Annotated in this window: 22 protein-coding genes and 1 pseudogene; 20 read left to right on the top strand and 3 right to left on the bottom strand. The window is 44.4% G+C overall.

What is annotated here, in order from left to right; all coding sequences use genetic code 11:
- Nucleotides 1-648: pseudogene (locus VZ94_RS11975) on the bottom strand (two-component sensor histidine kinase); the annotation flags it as partial.
- 100 nt (nucleotides 649-748) lie between these two features.
- Here VZ94_RS11975 and sucC point away from each other — a divergent pair.
- The 5 genes from sucC to VZ94_RS11950 all read left to right on the top strand — a co-directional run bounded on the left by sucC (nucleotide 749) and on the right by VZ94_RS11950 (nucleotide 4,903).
- On the top strand, nucleotides 749-1,912 hold the full coding sequence (sucC, locus tag VZ94_RS11970) for an ADP-forming succinate--CoA ligase subunit beta (protein WP_045779400.1): 1,164 nt from the start codon (nucleotides 749-751) through the stop codon (nucleotides 1,910-1,912).
- A 23-nt stretch (nucleotides 1,913-1,935) separates the two neighbouring features.
- Nucleotides 1,936-2,802, top strand: coding sequence for a succinate--CoA ligase subunit alpha (gene sucD / locus VZ94_RS11965; RefSeq protein ID WP_045779399.1), 867 nt, complete (start codon nucleotides 1,936-1,938; stop codon nucleotides 2,800-2,802).
- Nucleotides 2,803-3,003: 201 nt separating this feature from the next.
- Nucleotides 3,004-3,141, top strand: coding sequence for a hypothetical protein (locus VZ94_RS25945; RefSeq protein WP_157844904.1), 138 nt, complete (start codon nucleotides 3,004-3,006; stop codon nucleotides 3,139-3,141).
- Nucleotides 3,138-3,965, top strand: a complete 828-nt coding sequence (locus tag VZ94_RS11955; RefSeq protein WP_052700480.1) for a glycosyltransferase family 2 protein — start codon at nucleotides 3,138-3,140, stop codon at nucleotides 3,963-3,965. Before VZ94_RS25945 ends, VZ94_RS11955 begins: the two co-directional genes overlap by 4 nt.
- 77 nt (nucleotides 3,966-4,042) lie before the next feature.
- Entirely contained in the window at nucleotides 4,043-4,903 is an 861-nt protein-coding gene (locus VZ94_RS11950) for a hypothetical protein (RefSeq protein ID WP_045779397.1), read from the top strand.
- A 201-nt stretch (nucleotides 4,904-5,104) separates the two neighbouring features.
- Here the strand turns inward: VZ94_RS11950 and VZ94_RS11945 are convergent, their stop codons facing one another.
- Both VZ94_RS11945 and VZ94_RS11940 read right to left on the bottom strand, forming a co-directional pair.
- Nucleotides 5,105-5,329: a hypothetical protein gene (locus VZ94_RS11945; protein WP_045779396.1), complete on the bottom strand. Its 225-nt coding sequence runs from the start codon at nucleotides 5,327-5,329 to the stop codon at nucleotides 5,105-5,107.
- Entirely contained in the window at nucleotides 5,326-5,691 is a 366-nt protein-coding gene (locus VZ94_RS11940; RefSeq protein ID WP_239649884.1) for a hypothetical protein, read from the bottom strand. The genes VZ94_RS11945 and VZ94_RS11940 overlap by 4 nt, the downstream gene beginning before the upstream one ends.
- Nucleotides 5,692-6,066: 375 nt before the next feature.
- Between VZ94_RS11940 and VZ94_RS11935 the strand changes: the two genes are divergently transcribed.
- From VZ94_RS11935 to VZ94_RS11865, 15 genes are all read left to right on the top strand, one after another.
- Nucleotides 6,067-6,420: a hypothetical protein gene (locus VZ94_RS11935; protein WP_045779395.1), complete on the top strand. Its 354-nt coding sequence runs from the start codon at nucleotides 6,067-6,069 to the stop codon at nucleotides 6,418-6,420.
- A 20-nt stretch (nucleotides 6,421-6,440) separates the two neighbouring features.
- Nucleotides 6,441-9,008: an ABC transporter substrate-binding protein gene (locus tag VZ94_RS11930; RefSeq protein ID WP_045779394.1), complete on the top strand. Its 2,568-nt coding sequence runs from the start codon at nucleotides 6,441-6,443 to the stop codon at nucleotides 9,006-9,008.
- A gap of 16 nt (nucleotides 9,009-9,024) precedes the next feature.
- Nucleotides 9,025-10,230: an STAS domain-containing protein gene (locus VZ94_RS22940; RefSeq protein ID WP_052700479.1), complete on the top strand. Its 1,206-nt coding sequence runs from the start codon at nucleotides 9,025-9,027 to the stop codon at nucleotides 10,228-10,230.
- A 193-nt stretch (nucleotides 10,231-10,423) separates the two neighbouring features.
- The gene (locus VZ94_RS11920; protein ID WP_045779393.1) at nucleotides 10,424-11,359 is read left to right on the top strand and encodes an ABC transporter permease; all 936 of its coding nucleotides are present in this window, start codon (nucleotides 10,424-10,426) and stop codon (nucleotides 11,357-11,359) included.
- 87 nt (nucleotides 11,360-11,446) lie between these two features.
- Complete coding sequence (locus tag VZ94_RS11915) at nucleotides 11,447-12,109, top strand: ABC transporter ATP-binding protein (protein WP_239649883.1); 663 nt, start codon at nucleotides 11,447-11,449, stop codon at nucleotides 12,107-12,109.
- Nucleotides 12,110-12,243: 134 nt separating this feature from the next.
- On the top strand, nucleotides 12,244-12,603 hold the full coding sequence (locus tag VZ94_RS11910) for a response regulator transcription factor (protein ID WP_204369126.1): 360 nt from the start codon (nucleotides 12,244-12,246) through the stop codon (nucleotides 12,601-12,603).
- Between the two features lie 672 nt (nucleotides 12,604-13,275).
- Nucleotides 13,276-14,175: a hypothetical protein gene (locus VZ94_RS11905; RefSeq protein ID WP_045779392.1), complete on the top strand. Its 900-nt coding sequence runs from the start codon at nucleotides 13,276-13,278 to the stop codon at nucleotides 14,173-14,175.
- 137 nt (nucleotides 14,176-14,312) lie between these two features.
- The gene (locus VZ94_RS11900) at nucleotides 14,313-15,011 is read left to right on the top strand and encodes a HEAT repeat domain-containing protein (protein WP_045779391.1); all 699 of its coding nucleotides are present in this window, start codon (nucleotides 14,313-14,315) and stop codon (nucleotides 15,009-15,011) included.
- Nucleotides 15,012-15,086: 75 nt separating this feature from the next.
- Nucleotides 15,087-15,530 carry a hypothetical protein gene (locus tag VZ94_RS11895; RefSeq protein WP_045779390.1) on the top strand — a complete coding sequence of 148 codons (444 nt, stop codon included), beginning with the start codon at nucleotides 15,087-15,089 and terminating at the stop codon, nucleotides 15,528-15,530.
- Nucleotides 15,531-15,552: 22 nt separating this feature from the next.
- Nucleotides 15,553-15,993 (top strand): hypothetical protein, encoded by a 441-nt coding sequence (locus tag VZ94_RS11890; RefSeq protein ID WP_045779389.1) that lies wholly within the window; start codon nucleotides 15,553-15,555, stop codon nucleotides 15,991-15,993.
- A 35-nt stretch (nucleotides 15,994-16,028) separates the two neighbouring features.
- Nucleotides 16,029-16,472: a hypothetical protein gene (locus VZ94_RS11885; protein ID WP_052700477.1), complete on the top strand. Its 444-nt coding sequence runs from the start codon at nucleotides 16,029-16,031 to the stop codon at nucleotides 16,470-16,472.
- A gap of 62 nt (nucleotides 16,473-16,534) precedes the next feature.
- Nucleotides 16,535-17,041 (top strand): TlpA family protein disulfide reductase, encoded by a 507-nt coding sequence (locus VZ94_RS11880; protein WP_045779388.1) that lies wholly within the window; start codon nucleotides 16,535-16,537, stop codon nucleotides 17,039-17,041.
- A gap of 10 nt (nucleotides 17,042-17,051) precedes the next feature.
- Nucleotides 17,052-17,273, top strand: coding sequence for a DUF4266 domain-containing protein (locus VZ94_RS11875; protein ID WP_239649882.1), 222 nt, complete (start codon nucleotides 17,052-17,054; stop codon nucleotides 17,271-17,273).
- Nucleotides 17,260-19,899 carry a DUF3570 domain-containing protein gene (locus tag VZ94_RS11870; RefSeq protein ID WP_239649881.1) on the top strand — a complete coding sequence of 880 codons (2,640 nt, stop codon included), beginning with the start codon at nucleotides 17,260-17,262 and terminating at the stop codon, nucleotides 19,897-19,899. Before VZ94_RS11875 ends, VZ94_RS11870 begins: the two co-directional genes overlap by 14 nt.
- 6 nt (nucleotides 19,900-19,905) lie before the next feature.
- Nucleotides 19,906-20,802: an FAD:protein FMN transferase gene (locus VZ94_RS11865; protein WP_045779387.1), complete on the top strand. Its 897-nt coding sequence runs from the start codon at nucleotides 19,906-19,908 to the stop codon at nucleotides 20,800-20,802.
- Nucleotides 20,803-20,966 lie beyond the last annotated feature (164 nt).

Below are 20,966 nucleotides of genomic sequence, written 5' to 3'. Positions count from 1 at the left end.
GATAATATACTGGTTTAAGTCTTCAAGCTTGATAATGGTTTGCTGTTGCTGATTCGCCAATTGCTGGGCTTCTTCGCTACGTTTCGCTAACACATAGGATAAAAAGGCAATCGTAAAAAACGTTGCGCCTAACATACTAGAGTAGGTGTAAGACACCGAATTAGCTTGCTGTAGTTGACTGGTGACCAGTTGCTCCGTTAACACCGAAAGGCTGGCTAGCGCGGCAAATAACATCGCACATAAACCGCCGATTAATAATCCACCCGAAGCAATGGATACCGCCAATAAAATACCGACACCACTTTTTATACCGCCTAACGCATGCATTAACAGCGTTAGCAACACAATGTCAGAAAAAATTAATAACTGGGATTGCGTGGTATAAGGAATTAAGCGCCAAAATACGCCAATAATTGACACTACCGTTAAAAATAAATAACACTCGCTAGAATAAATATACAGTTGATTAGAACCCGCCTCTATCAAAGAAGAACCGCTACGGTCGTATAACATGCCAATAAATAGGCTAGCTAAAATCAAGCGATAGACTAAAAAGACTTTTAGCAATGTCCATGCTTGCTGTGCTTTAATGCCATAGCCTTTAGAAAAAGGGCAGGGATATAAGGTGTTGGTTGTAGATTTAAGCATTCGCGTGATGGTTTGCTATTAAGATAGACTATGAACAATATCACATAATACACTATCGTTTAATACCCTGACAGATTGGGTTTTAGCTAAAGAGGCCAGTATGAATATTCATGAATACCAATCAAAACAATTGCTTAAATTTTATGAGGTCGCTGTACCTGACGGCGGTATTGCGACGAATGTTGAGCAAGCGGTTAGCATTGCCAGACAATTAAACGAGTCAGCCTGGGTGGTAAAAGCCCAGATTCATGCGGGCGCGCGCGGTAAAGCAGGGGGAGTTAAATGTGTAACCGACTTAACCGAGTTAGAGCAATGTTGTTTAGCCTTACTGAATCGGCGCTTAGTCACTGTACAAACCCATGCCGACGGCTTACCTGTTAACACGTTATTAGTGGAAAAATCTTATGCGATTAAACGAGAGTTTTATCTGAGCTTAATCGTTGATAGAGGATTAGAACGCCTACTGTTTATCGCATCAGCCGATGGCGGTATGGATATAGAAGAAATTGCCTTGCATCACCCTGAGCGCATCATCACTGTTGCGATTCATCCAACCGCAGGCTTACAAGCCTATCAAGTTCGTAATGTTGCTTATGCCTTAAGTCTTAATGCCCAGCAGCAAAAGGCGCTGGCTAAAATTATGCACGGCATGTATCAGTTATTTTTAGCTAAAGATGCCAGTCAAATTGAAATTAACCCGTTAATTGAAACGGATGACGGCGAATTAATCGCCTTAGACGCCAAGATTAATTTTGATGATAATGCGTTAAGCCTACATCCCGATATTGCCGCGCTACGCGATGAATCCCAAGAAGACAGTAAAGAACTCGCCGCACAGCAACATGACTTAAATTACATCACGCTAGAAGGCAATATTGGCTGTATGGTTAATGGTGCAGGTTTAGCTATGGCGACGATGGATTTGGTGAAATTAAAAGGCGGTCAGCCGGCTAATTTTTTAGATGTAGGCGGCGGGACTAATGTCGAAAAAGTCTGTGAAGCGTTTAAGCTTATAGTCGCAGATCCTGATATTAAAGCTATTTTAGTGAATATCTTTGGTGGTATCGTCAAATGCGATGTCATTGCATCCGGTATTTTAGCGGCGATACAACAAGTGCATGTCAGTATTCCCGTCGTGGTGCGCTTAGAAGGCACAAATGTAGATGAAGGTCGAGCTTTACTGACTAACACCGGTCTACAAATTTATCCTAGCGATGATTTAGCACAAGCGGCTGAACTCGTTGTGAAATTAGCCCATTCCTAATTAAAAGACTTGTCACTACGCTTATGAGCATATTAATCGATAAAAACACCAAAGTACTGTGCCAAGGTTTCACTGGCAAACAAGGCACGTTTCATTCTGAACAAGCGTTAGCGTATGGCACACAGCTTGTTGGCGGCGTAACGCCCGAACGGGGCGGGCAACGTCATTTAGGCTTGCCAGTTTTTAACACTGTCGCGCAAGCCGTGGCAGAAACAGGCGCGGACGCGACGATGATTTATGTGCCGCCTCCGTATGCGGCCGACGCGATATTAGAAGCCGCCGATGCCGGTATTAAACTCATTGTGTGTATTACCGAAGGCATTCCGGTGTTACAAATGCTTAGAGTCAAAGCTGTATTAGCCGGTACCGAAACCTTATTAATCGGGCCGAATTGCCCAGGCATTATCACACCCGGACAATGCAAAATCGGTATTATGCCGGGAAAAATCCATCAACCCGGTGTGATAGGCATTGTCTCGCGCTCAGGCACATTAACGTATGAATCCGTACAACAAACCACCGCGCAAGGGTTAGGACAATCCACTTGCGTCGGTATAGGCGGCGACCCCATACACGGCATGAATTTTGTCGATGTATTACGCCGTTTTCAACAAGACGAGCAAACCCAAGGCATTGTCATGGTCGGCGAAATCGGCGGTAGCGAAGAAGAAGACGCTGCCGAATTTATCAAAAACCATGTAACCAAGCCGGTTGTCGCCTATATTGCCGGACAAACCGCACCGCCTGGCAAGCGTATGGGACACGCTGGCGCGATTGTCACCGGAGGTAAAGGTACGGCGAGTAGTAAAGTAGCGGCGTTAACGGCAGCAGGCGTAACGGTGGTTTCTGCGGTTACCGATATTGGCGCGGCGATGCGGGAGAAGATGTAGGTTGGTTTAGCAGTATGGGCGCAATGTGTTGATTATTGCGCCCTGAGCTGGCTTTATTGGTAACAGGACTGACGCGATTTTATCCCCATGAGTTTTTTTTAACGTGCTTAAAAATGCCGGTTTCAGCGACTAGCAAGCAGAAACCATTACAAACACAAAAAGCCGCCATCGCTGCAACTTTAGAACAAGCCAAGCTAGCTTATGGTCTTCATGAGGTTGCAACAACGCGATTTAACAGAGCTTGAATTAAGCATCAAAAACGACCTGATTAAATGGATTGCTGGCATGATGTTAGCGCAGGCTGGGATTATTGCCGCGTTACTTAAACATTTAAAATGAATAAACAGAAAATTAAATTGGCTGCTATTGCTAAAAATGAAGCAGCCTATATTCCTGAATGGGTTTTCCACCATTTTTATTTCGGCTTTGATGCAATCGAAATCTGGATAAATGGAACGAGCGACAATAGTTTTGAAATCCTTGACTCCCTTAAAGCACAGTTTGGCCATCGTTTGACATACCGAAATACCGATAATCTGTTTAGAGAATGTGTTACGGACGGGAAAGATTTTCAGGTAGTATCATACCGCAAGCTGTTTAAGTCTGCTAAGAAAGATGGTTTTGATTTTATTATGTTTTTGGACATGGATGAGTTTTGGATACCTAACGATTTCATTTCAAGCATACATTCTTTAGTTAAAGATTTTGCAGATGAGGATCCAAGCTCAATTTCTTTCCAGTGGTGTGTAGATATTCCAGACGCTAATAAACTGTCTTTCGGTAAGCTGTTTTCTTCACAAAATACGCTTGCTAAAGACAGGCACGTCAAATCGTTGCTAAATTTAAAGCACCAACCCGTTTTGATAAATATACATAATACAGTTTTTCATAACGGGCGTTATTTTCTTGCAAATAAAGCTCCGTTCCCTGAAACAAATCCCAAAGAACAGCGTAATAAATCGCTTGTTTCTATCGAATATTTTGCAGAAAACAACGGGAGTATGACACCTTACTTCGTTGCCCATAAGGTATTTAGATCGCAAATGGAATATGTCTCAAGCCTTGCGCGAGCTAGGAGGCATACGACAAATGACAAGAGCTTTATTAAGACCAACCGTCCTGGCTATTGGCGTAATCCTGCCACTATAACCACCACGTTTTGAAATTACCAAAATTCAGCTTGATGACTATAGTTCAAAATTTGAAAAGTTCATGCAGGGCGAAATAGCGGAACAAGTTTTTGCTAGCTCAAAATTTTGTAAGGGATAGGTTTTCTGCCTTAGTTTTAAAGTTGGCAGAAGATGAGGCGTTTTTGTTTAAAAAATACAGTCGTCTTTTTAAAGGTATCACGTTGCCCGAAATTGAGGACATTAGAGCGTTAACCAATAATACCAGCGCTGAAAAAACTAAGTTTTGCATTGATTTAATCGAAATTGACGACAGTTTTTCGTTATCACTTGTAGGATGGGCGTTTTCAAATGGTGCATCCCTGACAGAAAGTGACTTTTCGATATATTTAATCGATGACAAATTGCCTTTTATTTTCCAAAAATCTTTACGTCCAGATGTCTCGGCGGCGAATGCTGGGCCTATTGATTGCGGTTTTAAGCTAACAGTGAAAACTTTCAAGCATTATATTGGCAGTAATGAAAAATTGATGATTCGGCTGAAAGAATCCCGTGCTGAATTCGAAAATCCTTACATTAAAAAAGCACGCTTGGCCTTAGACAAAGCAATGGCTCTTCGCGAAAGTGATGATTTTTGTGCGGTGGAAAGTACTTTCAGGGATGGCATGAGAGACTATCCTAGCTTTGTTGACCGATTTGGGCATCCCGCTTTTAAGAAAGAGCTTGTGTGGATATTGCTGAGCAAGCGGCGCTTTGCAGATGCGCTCCAGCTTATTTCCCAATCAGGGGGGACTAGCGATGATAGTTGGCATGAAATCCTGTTTGCAAGGATTTATACTAGGTTTAATGAGGTTGAAAATGCAAGATTGTGGTGGGGAAAGGTTGTTAAACGTAAACCTAATCATCCTGAAGCTATGAAGTTTTTTGCAAAATTTGGAGTCCCTCCGGAACTGCCTAAAAATAACGCGGGATAAGATTTGCATCCATATAGGTTGCGCCGAACAACGTGAGGCGCAACGTTCGCCAACACGATAAGATGCGCCCCCACATAGGTTGTGCCGAACAACGTGAGGCACAACGTTCGCGAGCGATGCGCCTCCTAACGTCGGCTCATCCTATTTGACGCATCTTATCGCGTTATTGCTGGACGGCAGTTTAGCAGATAAGCTGGCAGCTTAGATTTGTGCATGAAAAACACGCTCGATAACATGAGCAGGAAGAGTGATTCGATCAAATAATGATGCCGGGTACAAATAATCTTCGCCAGATTCATCAATCACCCGGATTTGCTGGTGTTTTTCCGCATCAGCGTCCGCCAGAATTTCATAGAGCTTACGAGTTTCCAGTGAAACCTCATAACCACGGTTATTAATACAGATTGCGAATTCGTGTTTGTTCATGGTTGTGTGTCGATGTAACGTTTGATTTTAAATTCCCGTTTGCCAATACCAGATGCTTCGTACCAATGAATTTCAGCTTCGCGGATCGTTCCATCTTGCAAGCGTACTGTGGCAAAGCCCTTACGTTTACGCCACAAGCCCTGTCCGTGAATTTTACGCAGCCTCGGCAACTCCCTAATGCCGGAACCGCGAGCAAAAGTCTCTGGATGCTTGATGTCACCAATAATTTCAAATTCCATTTTTGCATTGTAGCGCAATGCATCAGAAACGCCCAATGTTACGGTAAGGAATTTATGATACGAATTCGCTGGATACAAAAAAGTCTTTCCATGACTAAAAATACAATCCAAGCCCAATATCATCAAAGAAGAACCCTAAGCGTTGTCTTGGTTATACAACATGCAGAACAATAATCTCGATTTTGCATAGTCCCAACAAATCACGTAAGCCATAGCACGGTTATCATCTCATAAGCTATTGTATTAGCTATACTAAAGCTGGTTAATCAAAATCGCTTTAGCGAAAATACAACATTTATTAAGACGATTAAGGTGGTTTTGCATTAATATTCTCCCGCTGGGCTTTTAGCGATGGGAGAAAGTGTTGCTTGAGCAGTAAATCTATTGGCATTGGAGTACACGCGCCTGGGTTTGTACTCCAATGCTTTTTAGCGCCCAGCTTTCCAAAATTCTCTAAATGCTATATTGAATCGTTGTTACGAGTAACAACGCTACTTTTTGTTTGATTACCTTGCGTCAAAGGCCTTATGCTCGAATCGATTAAAACGTCTTGCTTTAGCGTTATTACTGGTGTTGCTGGCCAGTGCCGTGTTGTTATGGTCGGATAGACATAATCGTTTGGTTAGCGAGCGACAAACCGACGGTTCGGCGTTTCAAAGTATGCCTATTGCTATTTTGCAACATAGCTCTAACCCGATGATGGAGGAGATTCGGCAAGGCGTGTTAGATGGGTTGCGCGCACAAGGGTTTGAGGATGGGCATAAGTTAGCGATTACGTTTTATAACCCAGAAGGGGATTTGCCTACCGGTAATTTAATGGCGCAAAAATCACGGCGGGCAGCTATCGCTTAGCGATTTCTATTTCTACGTTGATGCTGCAAGCGTTGGCAAATGCCAATCGTAGTACCGGGTTAACTCATGTGTTTGGGGCAGTAACCTCGCCGGTAGCGGCAGGTGTGGGCATTAAGACCATGAATAGTTTGGATAAGCCAAACTATTTAACCGGTATAGGCACGCCGCAACCAGTCGCGGAAATTTTTAGATTGGCTAAGCAAGTCAATCCTAAGCTAAAAACCGTGGGCGTGGTTTGGAATCCTGCAGAAGTCAATTCTGAATATTGCACAAAAGAAGCACGGAAGATTTCGGCAGAGCTGGGCATTACGTTATTAGAAGCGCCTGTTGAGCAAGCGAAAGATGTACGTGAAGCAGCGCGCTCATTAGTGGCTAGAGGCGTTGAAGCGTTTTGGACCGGTGGCGATGCGACGGTTAATGGGAATGTTGAGAGCTTAACCGATGTCGCGAAAGCGGCTAAGATTCCGGTCTTTTCTAATATCGCGGGTCACGCTAAGCGTGGCGGTTTATTTGATTTAGGGGCGGATTATCACGAAGTCGGCGCAGAAATAGGTCGTATTGCGGCGCAGATATTAACCGGTAAAAGCCCGGCCGAGATACCGGTTAAAGATTTTGTGCCTAAGCGTATCATTTTAAATGAACAACGCCGTGCTGAGTTAACGGAAGATTGGCAGTTTCCAGCGGACATGGTGAATCAAGCGTATAGCATTATTGATGTGAATGGCGCTGAGCATGATAAAGCGGTTGCAGCACCGTTAAGTCCGGTAGTCGCTAAACCGGATAAGCAGTATAAAGTCGGCTTGGCTTTTTATGCTCCTGAGCCTGGCGTGGATTCAGTGATGTCTGGCTTGCGTGAAGGTTTAAGCAAGCAAGGTTTTGTTGAAGGTAAGAATTTAACCTTTATGTCTATGCACGCTCAGGGTGAGATAGGGCAAATCCCGACCATGGGGCAGGTGCTGGATAATAGCGATGTCGATGCTATTTTGACGCTAACTACGCCGGTGTTACAAGGTGTGGCGATGGCGGCTAAACATAAACCCGCTGTATTTACTTATGTGACTGACCCGTTAGCGGCGGGGGCAGGTAAATCGTATACCGAGCATTTACCAAATTTAACCGGCATAGGTTCGTTATTACCAGTGGCTGATATGCTGTCGCTGAGCTTAAAAGTCTTACCTAAGCTGAAAGTCATAGGCACGTTATATAATCCTAGCGAAGCCAATTCGGTAAAAGTGGTCGAAATCATGCGCGCCGAATGCGCAAAACGCGGCTTGACCTTAGAAGAGGTTCCTATCAGCACAACCGCTGAGGCTGTACAGGGTGCGCAAGCTCTGGCGGCTAGACATGTCGATGTTTTTATGTCGGTAGGCGATAACACCATGTATCAAGCCTTAGATGGCATTAGCAAGATTGCTAAGAATTCCGATATTCCGTTGATTTTAGATCAACCGGAGTTTATCGAGCACGATGCGCTGATGGTGGTCGGTATTGATTATAAAGAAAGTGGTAAAGCGGCGGCTGATTTACTAACCAAAGTATTAACTGGTGTTAAGCCAGCTACGTTACCTTTTCAAAATGTCAGTAAACAAGTCATTTTATTAAATGAGGCTAGCGCTAAACGCTTGCACATTACCTTTCCTAATGAATTAACCGCACTGGCGACAGCGACGGCAGCACCACAACCTGCACTTAATCATACGTGGAAAATCAAACGCTTGTTATATGTTGAATCACCGCCTGCTGAGCAAGCGTTGCAAGGCATAGATGATGGTTTTAAAGCGGCAGGCTTAACGTCCGGTAAAGATTTTGTGCTTAGCGATGCGTCGGCACAAGCCGATATGACTATTTTGTCGGGCATTGCCGATACCATTAATAGCGATGGTACTGAGCTAGTCATGACGTTATCAACACCTACGTTAGAAACAGTGTTGCATAAAGTTAAAAAACTACCCATCGTATTTACCTTTGTCGCAGACCCTGTCGTTGCCGGTGCCGGTAAAAGCGATACCGAGCATTTAGCTAATGTGACCGGTGTTTATACATTAGCGCCGTATAAGGAAATGGTGGCCTTGTTAAAACAGTATTATCCTGACTTTAAAAAAGTCGGCACGTTGTTTACCCCCGGTGAAGATAATTCGGTGTATAACAAAAATGTGTTTGTTGAAACCGCTAAGCAACAAGGCATAGAGGTAGTGACGTTGCCGGTTAATTCAGCCAGTGAATTACCCAATGCAGCATTAGCGATTGCGGCGCAACCTATCGATGCTTGGGTGCAAATTTTAGATAACCAAATCGTATCGGGTTTTACGGCGATTACGCAAGCGGCCGCGCGCGCCAAAAAACCGCTGTTAACGTTTACCGAATCAGGTGTACAACAAGGCGCAGCATTGGCATTTACTATGGATTATTATCAAGCTGGTTTTGATGCTGCGACCAAAGCTGCCGAAGTGATGCGCGGTAAAAATCCAAAAGATATTGCGTTTTCGCGTCCTGGCAAAATCCGTTTAATCATCAGCGAGCAACACGCGCAAAACCTGCGCTTGCCAATGCCAGCTGATTTATTAGCTAAAGCCGATAAGCGTTTGTAATTTTCTTGGAGTTTAAATGGACATCGTAACGGAATTGATTGGTGACGAAACCCATGTTGTGTTATCGGGGCGTTTAGATGCGGCTTGGAGTAATGCAGTTAATCAAGCCTTACAAAATACGGTACACAGCGGTAGTCATCATATTGCGTTGAATTTGGCCAATGTTGATTATTTAAGCTCTGCCGGGATTCGTGTGCTCGTGATATTGGCTAAGCATTTGCAAAAAATCGGTGGCCGCTTACGGTTAGCGGATGCTTCGCCAGCGGTGCGTGAGGTGTTGCAATTAGTTGGATTTCATCAATTGCTAGCCGGTCTCGACAAGCCGCCGGTTGAAAAACTAGTCGTTAAGTCTGACAAAACAGCCTTTGAATCCTGTGAGATTAACGGTATCGCATTAGAGCGTTATTTGTTAAATGCTGATGCGTTACAACAGGTGACGGTGATTGATAATAGTGATGAGACTACGTTGTTAGAAATTGGCGAGGGGCATTGGGCTATTGGTCATGGTTGTTTAGGGGCAGACTCTTCATTAGCACAAGCGGGTGAACTGCTTGCTGTCGATGGCTTAGCCGTATGTTTACCGGGTGATGACCCGCAGCATCCCGATTGGTTAAGCCAAGAAGGTGGCTTAGTTCCCCGTGTCGGACTGGTACATGGTTTATATGCGTCGGGTACTTTTCGTTATTTATTACGCTTTGGCTTACACCCGGATACCCCGCCGCTACGCTTAAGCGAATTAGCGCAAATGACGCTGGCTTGCTGTGAATGCGATACCGTGGCTTGGGTGATGATTGCTGAAACAGCTCATTTAATCGGTGCGGCTTTGCAAGTTTCAGCTTCTGCGCGTGAGTCAGGTTTTTTCAATTTTCCAAGTATCCGCGACCGCTTGTTGTTTACCGCTGAGCCAGCATTTGCCGATGAAACGTGTGTAGTAGCAGGGGTGATTGCCCGTGATGCGAATAGCCTATTAGCCAAGCAATTACGGCCTTACGATGGTGAGAGTGGTTTAGCGATGCATCATCATGCGGGTGTTATGCCGTTTATGCCAGTGCGCAAGGGGTTGATTGAGCTTAGTGAAAGTTTACAGCGCTTAATGGATACTCAAACCGTGCGCGGTGTGTTGCATTTGCTCAACGATGATAGAGAGGGTGTTGGTGCAGGCGAGAGTTTTTTGCGGCGCGGCGCGATTTGGTGTGCGCCGGTTGTTTGCCCGCTCGATTGACAGCCATAACATCAGTTAGGGCTACCAACTTAAAACGGGACAATACCAAGCCGGGACAGGTTGTTTAGAGTGAAGGTGTCGGCAGCAGGGATGCTGCCGCCAAGCCTACAGGGACGTATTTACGGCGTCCTTCACTCTGAATGACCTGCCCCGGCTTAAGTGGGTAGCCTCAGGTAGCAAATAGAGGAGAATCATGACTTTATTAATAGGAGCTTTAACGCTAGGTGTTATTTTGGCGTTATTAGCATTAGGCGTTTACATTTCTTATCGAATTTTCGATATTGCCGACATTACTGTCGATGGTTCGTTAACCTTTGGCGCGTCGGTAGCGGGCGTGTTATTGGTTAATTACCATATTGCTCCGATTCCAGCGACGGCGGCAGGTTTTATCGCGGGTATGTTGGCCGGTACAGTCAGTGGTATTTTGCAAACAGGATTTAAGATTAATTCGTTGCTGGCCGGTATTTTGGTGATGACGGCGTTATATTCGGTGAATCTGCATGTGATGGGGCGTAGTAATATTCCATTTTTAGGCGTAGAGACATTAGCGACGTATTGCGAGCAATTAGCTCAACAGCTTTTTGGCGCGTCAGAAGCCATGTTGTGGGGTTGGATGGTGTCTAGCGCTGATTTAACCATGTTATTGTTGATGTTGGTTTTAGTCAGCGTCGTGGCGTTGAGCCTATGGGTGTTTTTTCGCACCGACCTGGGGACGGCGATGCGAGCGTCAGGCGATAACCCGCAAATGGTGCGCGCATTAGGTGGTAATGTTGATTACTATCGGGTGTTTGGCTTGGCGTTGTCGAATGGCTTAGTCGGGCTAGCAGGCGCGTTATGGGCGCAATATCAAAATTTTGCCGATGTGCAAATGGGAATAGGCATGGTCGTATGGGGCTTGGCAAGCGTGATTATTGGTGAAGCATTAACCGGTGCGACCGGGGTTGGGATTGCTATTGCTGGCGCGATTATCGGCTCAGTGTTATTTAGGCAATTAGTAGCGATAGCGTTATCGTTTGGTTTGAACCCTAATGATTTGAAATTGATTACCGCCGTTTTTGTGTTTGCCGCCTTAGTCGTACCTGGCGGTATGGCAAAAATTACCCGACGCAAGACACAGAGGGCGTTATGACAGAAGCGACAATGAATACGCCACTGGTGCGCTTAACCGACGTGTATAAAAACGTTTCATGCCGGTACGGTTAATGAAGTCAGGCCGATGAAAGGCATTAATTTAACCATTGCCGAAGGCTCGTTTGTTATTGTGTTAGGTGGCAATGGCTCAGGTAAATCAACGTTATTGAATGCCTTGGCGGGCAGTTTTATGGTCGATGCAGGGCGCATTGAATTGGCAGGCTACGATGTTACGCAATGGCCAGAACATAAACGTGCTGCGTTAATTGGCCGAGTGTTTCAAAATCCTTTTTCTGGTACGGCGCCGAATATGTCGATTTTGGATAATTTTTCGCTAGCGGCTAAACGTGGACGCTTTCGAGGACTAGCTTGGGCGCAATCACGGCAGTTGAAAGATGAATTACAAGCACGCGTCAGAGAGCTTAAAATGGGCTTAGAAGACCGCTTAGACAGCGCTATAGGCTCGCTGTCCGGTGGTCAACGGCAAGCATTAACACTGCTTATGGCGACCTGGCTTAAACCTCGGTTGTTATTATTAGATGAGCATACCGCCGCATTAGACCCTAAAAGCGCTGACCAAGTGATTGCGTTAACCGATAGGATTATTGCTAGAGAAGGTTTGACTACGTTAATGGTTACGCATTCTATGCAGCAAGCCGTGAATTTAGGTGACCGGATTGTCATGATGCATAACGGCAATGTGTTACATGATTTTGATAGCGAGCAAAAAACGGCGTTTACGCGTTGATGATTTATTAGCCAAATTTGAAAACGTGCGCAGGCGTGAATTACTCGACGAAAGCGCCGCAGATTTATTGCGTGCACGTTATCTTTAAATAATTACAGGTTGGGTTATGACGAAAAAAATTCTTATTACTGACGATGAGCCGCATATCCGTTTTGCTGTTAGAGCAAACCTTAGAGGAGTTAGAGGATTATGATGTGGAATTCTTTAGTGCGGAAAATGGCGAGCAAGCGTTAGAAATTATCTCAGAAGAGCATCCGCAACTCGTATTATTAGATGTGATGATGCCTAAAATGAATGGTTTTGATGTATGTCGTACCGTTAAGCAAGATTGGGCAATGGCTGATGTGTTTATTACATTATTAACGGCTAAAGGTCAGGAATACGATAAAGAAAAAGGCAAAGAAGTTGGTGCGGATTTGTATGTGACTAAGCCATTTAATCCTGATGAGATTATGGCGTTAGCGGTAAACGTGTTGGAAATTGAATTGGATTAATTAAACTATGTTATTTAGCGTTAAATAACAGTGTTAAATACCAATCATAATTAAACTGTGTTATTTAAAGCAATGGCTAGTGATTATTACGATGTTATTATCGTCTAATAACCGCCAAAAAATCGAATCTATATCCTTTAATAGATTGATTTTATTTAATAGTTATAGGTTTTTTATAATATTTGCTTTATTTTTGTGATGATAAAAAAACAGTGTTAAATCACGCATCAATATCTTTGTGATAGTTGTAGGGTACGCTGTGCGTACCTTTTTATTGGTTATTCTTAAAGTAGGGACAGGGCATTTAGAGCGCAGGACGCCGTAAATATAGCCCTGTAGGCTTGGCGGCAGCATCCCTGCTGCCAACACCTGCGCCCTAAACGCCCTGTTCCGTGTGGTATTGTCCCGCCTCAAATGCATAGTCGTTATTTATTAAAGGTACGCACAGCGTACCCTACCTAAAAGCCGAATGTGACCATTTAAAGTATGCACACGATAAAATCTATAAAATAGTTTATATTTCAGTATCTTAGGTTTTTATCGTGCCAGGATATTGATTAAGTTCTTTTGAGACATATTGGCATGGTTATCGCTTATATAAGCGGTGTTAACGACGAGACGCATAAATCTTGTTAACGATAGATAACTATTAAATGTCCACAGGAGGACTTGATGAATAAATTAGTATTATTTTCAGCGATTACATTGGCATCTGTTGCTGCTCAAAGCGCTTTTGCGCATACCGGTATTCGTGATGTTGTAACCGAAGGCAAAGTATCTTACAACGCATTTAACTTATCGCATGGCTGCAATGGTAACGGCGATTCTGCATCTGAAACCAGTAAAAACATTATTGCCATTTCAGCATTATTTCCTAATGCTGCTGATCCTACTATGGCGGTTGTTACTAAATTGAATTCATCAACAGGTGCGGTTGAAGGCACTTTAGCGGATTTATCGAATGATATTGAAGGTGTGACATCCGGTGTAGGCTTTGTTAACTTAGGTTTAAATACTGTACAACCTAACGTATTTCCTAACTTTGTTCCGCGTATCGACAGCAAAACCTTAGTAGGCGCGCATTCTACGCCACTAAAAAGAGGTTTCTTCGCGCATAATGGTAAACCTTATGAGTCAGCACCGATCTGGCAAGAAGTGACTAGCTCAGGTGCGTTTGCTCCATTTAGCGTAGGCCCTATTTCGTTCAAAGCGACATCTTGCGCAACAGCGTTAAAAGTGCGTATTGCGGAAGTGAATTATTGCAACAAAGGCATTCGTAACTATAAAGATCCTGCGCGTGCTGACGTTTGGATTGGTCACATGACGACTAAATTCAATGATTCGTTGGTGATGCCATACTCACAAGCGGATCTGGATGCTGGTAAAGCCTATTGGCCGACGATGACAGTTAACCGCGATTTAACGGCTAAACCATTGCCTGAGTCATGCGGTACTGGCTATACCTTAGCGATTGAACCGGCTGATGCTGATATCGATGCCAATTTGCCAATTCCAGTCGGTCAAATGCCGGACGCATTACCGGCTTATTATTGGCCAACGACTAAAAAATAACGGTTTTTAGTCCGTTTTTATGGGTTAAACGCCATCTAGCTATGAACTATCATGGTGAGATGGCGTTTTTATTTGAGGAGTTTATGCTTAAGATATTGATAAACGGAGTCGTAGCGTGCGTGTTATGTCAATGTCTTATGTGTTTTGCGCAACCTGTTTTACCAACGCATGATTATCAATTGACTGCAAAATCTCAACCTATTGCTAAGGTGTTGACAGATGCAGCCAAAATAGCCCAGGTGACTATTCATTATTTAGGTTCTGAGAATAATGAGATAAGCGTGTCTTGCCATGCGACTAGCGTTCAGCGTTTCTTGCAATGTGTGTTAAAACCCGGTGCAAATAGTGTTTTTCGCTATGGTTTATTTGAACAAAGTTTAGTTTTGTCAGAGGTCTGGGTTTATTCTGTTGGCTCAGGTTCTTTCTCGGCGCTTGATGAGCAGGTGACCCCGCATGATGATAACGCTGCGCAATTAGTCGATGCTGCGTTGTCAGCTGAACATGTCATGTTGCGCGAGTCGGCTATGGCTGAATTAGCGGATTCGGATATATTGGAGCAAAGCCGTAAGACACAGGTGCTACTAGTAGGTTTGTCTGATAAAAGCAGCAGTGTTCGAGCACAAGCTTTGGCGGGGCTAGTCAAACAGCCTGGTTATGATACTGATAGTGAATTAAATGCTGCTTTGTCGGATAAGGCTGTTGATGTTAGGTTGATGGCGGTTGATCAAGCGAGCACTAACCGTGCGTTATTGCAAAAAGCTTTGCAAGATACTGATGCTACCGTGCGTCAATACGCGGCGTATAAACTTAGTGAGCTAGTGCAGTCGTCTAATTAAGCTGTTTTTACTTTACTCGGCCATACTCGGTTTACGTCCTCACGCCGTACCTTTTCACTTTATTACTATTTGGTTATGAATACAGACAATAAATACCTGCTGCTATGGTCAGCAATCTTTTCCCTGGCAATGAGCGAGTTAGCGACGGCTCATGATATATCGGGTTCGTTAGGTAATTCATCTTCATCGATTGATCAGTATCAAATTCATTGTTTCGACGATAATACTGGGCCAAATGCTAGGCTTGAGATTTCTGTGCAAGATAATTCGCCTAAAGTCGCTGCTAAAGTGAGTTTACAAGTGGCTGTTAACAATACTGCGTTTAATACGACCGATGCAGTTGATGGGGATGCGAGCTTCAGTCCTGAATTAAGTGTTAAAGGCGACGCCGATGAATATTATTATGTGACAGTTGATAAAACGGCGGCGGGCGAGGAAAACTATCTTATTGAGTATCATTGTATGACTAGCGATAACCAGCATACAGGCACTGATATTTTTCAACTAACTGATCAATAAACAGTTTACGAGTGGAATGATTATGAGCAATCAAAAAATTAATGTTAGCGGGTTGGTTTTTATTTTACTGTTGCTGCCAGTTGCTATGGGTCATGCAGCTAGTAAAAAAGGTTCGTTAGGAACCAGTAGCAGCGCAACGGATTACTATCGCGTGACATGCTCAACGAATGCCAACGGCGCAACGAGTAGTTTAAACGTCAAAATTATTGATTTAGCGCCAGTCGCTTCCCCGATGTTGAGCGTGCAAGTGATTAAAGGCATTAAGGCGAAAAATACTACCGATGCTAAAGATGGCGATACTAAATCCAGCCCGGCTGCGATTGTACAAGGTGGCGATGGTGTTTATGAGGTTAGAGTAAATAAAACCGAAAGCGGTGCCGAGTTGTATGCGTTAAGTTACAGTTGTATAAATAGTGCAGGCAAAGCTACAGGCGTGTCGATTGCGACTGTACAAAATCAGTGATTTTTGCATGTTTGACGTTTATAGGAGCATTCGTTATGAAGCTTGTTGATAGTCGCGTCTTAGTGGTATTTGCTATTGCCCATAGTGCTATGAGTATAGAGGCTGATGCTCATGAGGTGGCGGGTTTTATAGGAAAATCAGCGCTTGCAGTCGATTTATATCAAGTGCGCTGCTTTGATGACGGTACAGGAGCAACCGATTATTTGGCTGTGGAAATTAGCGACCAGGCGCCGGTAAAGCCGTCATTGCTAAGCGTACAAGTATCAAAAGACGATCAAGTACGAAATATTACCGATTTAGTGGATGGCGATGAGGCGTTTAGTCGCCCGGTTAAACTTAAAGGCGGTAATGGTGATTATGTGTTATCGGTGGATAAAACCGGTGCTTATGAAGAGGTGTATAACCTAGAAGTTCATTGTGTTACTGCGACAGGCGCTCATACTGGAACTACAGAGCCTGTGCTGTTACAAGATCAATAATGGCGTAAGCATCCAAAGAGATGCTAACAACTGCTTTTTTCACGCTATCTATAATAATAACTATGAAGTCAGTTTTTTTTCGTTGTTTGTTTTTTGCTCTGCTCAGTGCGTTTTTATCGTCCAGTTGGGCTATTGAGCAGGCACAAGCTATTCCTGATTGTAAATTAACCACGTTTGGCACCAGCGATTCGTTTAATTTAAAACAATACCAAGGTAAAGTGGTTTATGTTGATTTTTGGGCGTCTTGGTGTGGGCCTTGTGCTAAGTCGTTTCCGTTTTTAAATAACTTAAATAAAGCTTATAAGGAGCAAGGTTTAACGATCATCGGTGTTAATTTAGATGAAAACACTCATGACGCTGATGATTTTTTAACTAAAGTTCCTCCAGAATTCAGCATTGCTAGCGATGGTCAAAACCAGCAATGCGCACAGGATTTTGGCGTTAAAGCCATGCCCTCTTCATACATCATTGACCGTAAAGGTGTAGTGCGTCATATACATTTAGGGTTTAAGCCAGGCGAAACCGATGAGATAATTGCGTTAGTCAAATCTTTATTAGCCGAACCTTAGTGGAGTGTGCGTGTTAAAAAATCCATTGCTTGCCGGGATGGTGGTCTTTTCTTATTTATCCTTATCTGCGTGTCAAGCCGTAACACCGTGGCAACGCGGTATTCTGGCTAAGCCGTCTATGGCGTTAGAGCCTCATCCTGCTCAAAGTGCGTTTAGAGAACATGCTTATGGCAGCCGTGAAGCGGCTGCCGGTGGTTCGGCAGCAAAAGGTGGTGGTTGTGGTTGCTATTAAGGATTGCAAAAAAAAGCGATTGTTACGCCGTGCGTCTAGCTCTACGGTAACACAGGCGCTAACGCTTGCAGCGATGGCATTGCCAGGTTTGTTATTACAGCCCGATGTTACGCAGGCAGATGATGAGGTGGGGTTTCAATACGGTCATTATCAAGAGAGTAGGCGTCAATTATATACCGTCCCTAATAATGCGAATCCTATCGAAGCGGAAAGCTTATTAGGCCACGCTAGAATTAGTTTAACGGATAGAATTAAATTCGCGTTTAACTATGTACAAGACACCTGGTCGGGCGCAACACCTGTGACGACGTCTCCTTTAGTCAATAGAGGGAATCGCTCGGTGCGAGCAGCGACGTCTACCGGTCGTATCGTAACCGTTGGTGCTTCACCGTATATGACGGGGCAAATAAAACTGGATAAAAATTTTACGCCTCTGCGCTACGGCGATAATGGCGGCCCACTCATTGGCCCTGATGAGCGCGTCGTACATGTATTATCGACCGCTTCACCCGAAACGCGTAAACAAGGCGATTTTAAACTCGGTTATGAGTGGGATGAGAGTGCGTTAGATATAGGCGGTGGGCTTTCTGTAGAAAATGACTATGAATCGCATTTTGGCAATGTGAATACGCGTTGGGATTTTAACCAAAAGCTTACCACATTGAATATCGGTGCGAGCTATACTGACAGCGCTACCGCCGCTATTATTGACCACGACGCGAGTCCTTATATTACCAATATTGCGTTAGCATCGTTAATTGACATGCCTTATGCCGACCAAATTGAGCAGCAAGGGGCTATGCGGATTTTGCACGGCGATAGAAGCGATTGGTCGGTGAATTTAGGTTTGTCGCAGGTCTTAACTAAGTCATCGTTGTTTGAAACCAGCTTTGGTTTTACCCATAGCAGCGGTTATTTAGAAAATCCTTATAAGGTCACGACGATAGTGTTTGTTGACCCTAAGCAAACCAGCGCGCAATTAACGGGTAATGTTAAAGCAATGTTAGAGCAGCGCCCGGATGAGCGTAATCAATTTAACTTTAGCACGCGTTTTGTTCAGCATATTAGCCCGCTCGATGCCGCGTTGCATCTGGGTTACCGGTATTATCATGACGATTGGGATATTAATGCTCATACGTTTGATGCTGAGTGGGTTCAACCTTGGGGACATTCTTGGACGATTACGCCGCGCATACGCTATTACTCACAAACCGCCGCTAATTTTTACTCGCCCTATTTGCTGTCTAAACAAGCTTATTCGACATCATTATTTGATGAAACAACAGGACGGGTGACAACGACTTATTTTGACAAAAATCTGTTACCGGCTAACTTCTCTAGCGATCAGCGCTTGTCGGGTTATGGTGCTTTAAGCGGCGGTGTGACTGTAGTAAAACAATTATCTAAAGCGATTAGCCTAGAAGCCGGCTTTGAGTACTATATCCATGCAGGTTCGTTAAAATTAGACGGTAGTGGCGAAGGGAGTTATAGCGACTTTAATGCGTTTATGGCGAATGCTGAATTAAATGTTAATTTATCAGCGTTAGATCAGCCATTGCCTGATTCAGGGCATGAGCACCATCATCATGGTGCACATCATCAGCATCATGCGGTGAGTCCAGCAGGTGTTATGTTTGATCACATGATGAACGAGCCGGGCGCGTATATGTTGGGTTATCGCTATATGTATAGCCGACAAGCGGGTGATATGTTGCATGGTGACCGTGCAGTTAACGACTTAGCAATTGTGAACAACGGTTGCTCTAAGGGCGCTTATCGCTGCCGGTTAACGCCGACCTATATGGACATGCACATGCACATGTTAGACATTATGTATGCGCCGACAGACTGGTTGAATCTGATGCTAATGCCACAATTTATGGATATGGCAATGAATTTACGTCAGTTAGACGGCGCGCCTGAAGCCCCTGCAGGCGCCCATGTCCATAGTGGCACAGGCCATGCCACAGGCGGCATAGGCGATACCGGATTGTATGCGCTGGTTAAATTATTTGATAGACCTATGCATCACTTACATGTCACCTTTGGCTTAAGTGCGCCAACAGGCGATGTTGACATTAAGCTAAGACGTACCCACAAGCAAGATGAAGGTTATATCCATTACGGGATGCAATTAGGTAGCGGTACTTGGGATTTTAAACCTAGTTTAACGTATACAGGCCATCTTGATGCGTGGTCATGGGGTGCACAAGCTAATGCAACAGTGCGCATGGAAGATAATAACGATTCAGGTTTTGCGTTTGGCGATATTTTTCAAGCCACATGGTGGGGTGGTTATCAATTGAATCGTTGGCTAAGTACGTCGCTACGCGGGTCTTATACCGAGCAAGGCGCGGTGAGCGGCCAATTTTATCCCGTCGTCGGTGTGGTTGATAACAAGTTTGTTAGCGATGTTAATCCTAAGGCCGGTCCTATGGATTATCCTAGCAGTTATGGCGGGCGGTTTTGGGATTTAGGGCTTGGTTTAAACGTTACCATTCCTGACGGGCAATTTGCTGGTAATCGCTTTGCGGTGGAATGGTTGCAGCCGGTGAGCACTGAGCTCAACGGTTATCAACTGGATAGAGAAGGTGGTTTATCAGCGACATGGTATTTAGCGTTTTAACGGTTTATGCAGTATTTTCATTATACGTTTAAAGCAATGGGTACGCCTTGCGAGATTCAATTATTTGCCAAAACTGAAGCCAAGGCAAAGCGAGGTGCTGAACGAGTGATTGCTGATGTCAAGCGTTTAGAGCAGCGTTATTCGCGTTATCGCGCGGATAGTTTTTTGTCAAAAATTAATCGGGTAGCGGCGAATAGCGGTAAGCTGAAAGTGGATGCTGAAACAGCGGCGTTATTAAATTATGCCCAAACCTGTTACGAACAAAGTGATGGCATGTTTGATATTAGCTCAGGTTTACTGCGTAACGCGTGGCGTTTTGACCAAAATCGCTTACCTGAGGCTGAACTTATTGAGCAGTTATTAGCTAGAATTGGTTGGCATAAACTGCATTGGCAAGAGCCGGTTTTGGAATTTTTAATCCCAGGCATGGAATTAGATTTTGGCGGTATTGTTAAAGAATATGCTGTTGATAGAGCCGTTAATATTTGCTGGCAGGCAGATATTCACCATGGTGTCATTAACTTAGGTGGCGATATTAGGCTAATAGGACCTAGGCCAGATACCGGTGCTTGGCATATCGGTATTAAGCACCCTAGAGCTGATGGTGTGTTACAGTCTATTGCGCTTGCGACAGGTGCTTTGGCCAGCAGTGGCGATTACGAGCGCTGTATTACGATTAATAATCAGCGCTATGGTCATGTGTTAAACCCTAAAACCGGCTGGCCTGTGCAATATCTGGCATCGGTTAGCGTAGTTGCTGATTTATGCGTTGTAGCAGGGAGCGCATCTACCATCGCTATGCTAAAAGAAGAGCAAGGGCCTGCATGGCTTAATTCGCTAGGTTTGAAACATAGCTGGGTGACTGTGCAAGGTGAATATGGCGGGAATTTGCCGTTTGCATAGTCGTGGGGTTAAACGTTAAGGCTGTCAACGTAAAGCGGGACAGGGTATTCAGGATGCAGGTGTTGGCAGCAGGGATGCTGCCGCCAAGCCTACAGGGATGTATTCACGGCGTCCTCGGCAACTGCTCCTGCGTTGCCCTACTACACGCCATCCCTGGCGTTATG

This window comes from Methylocucumis oryzae (genome assembly GCF_000963695.1).
Classification (GTDB): domain Bacteria; phylum Pseudomonadota; class Gammaproteobacteria; order Methylococcales; family Methylomonadaceae; genus Methylovulum; species Methylovulum oryzae.
Note: the sequence above shows the minus strand (reverse complement) of the source record. Positions and strands in the feature narration are given on the sequence as shown.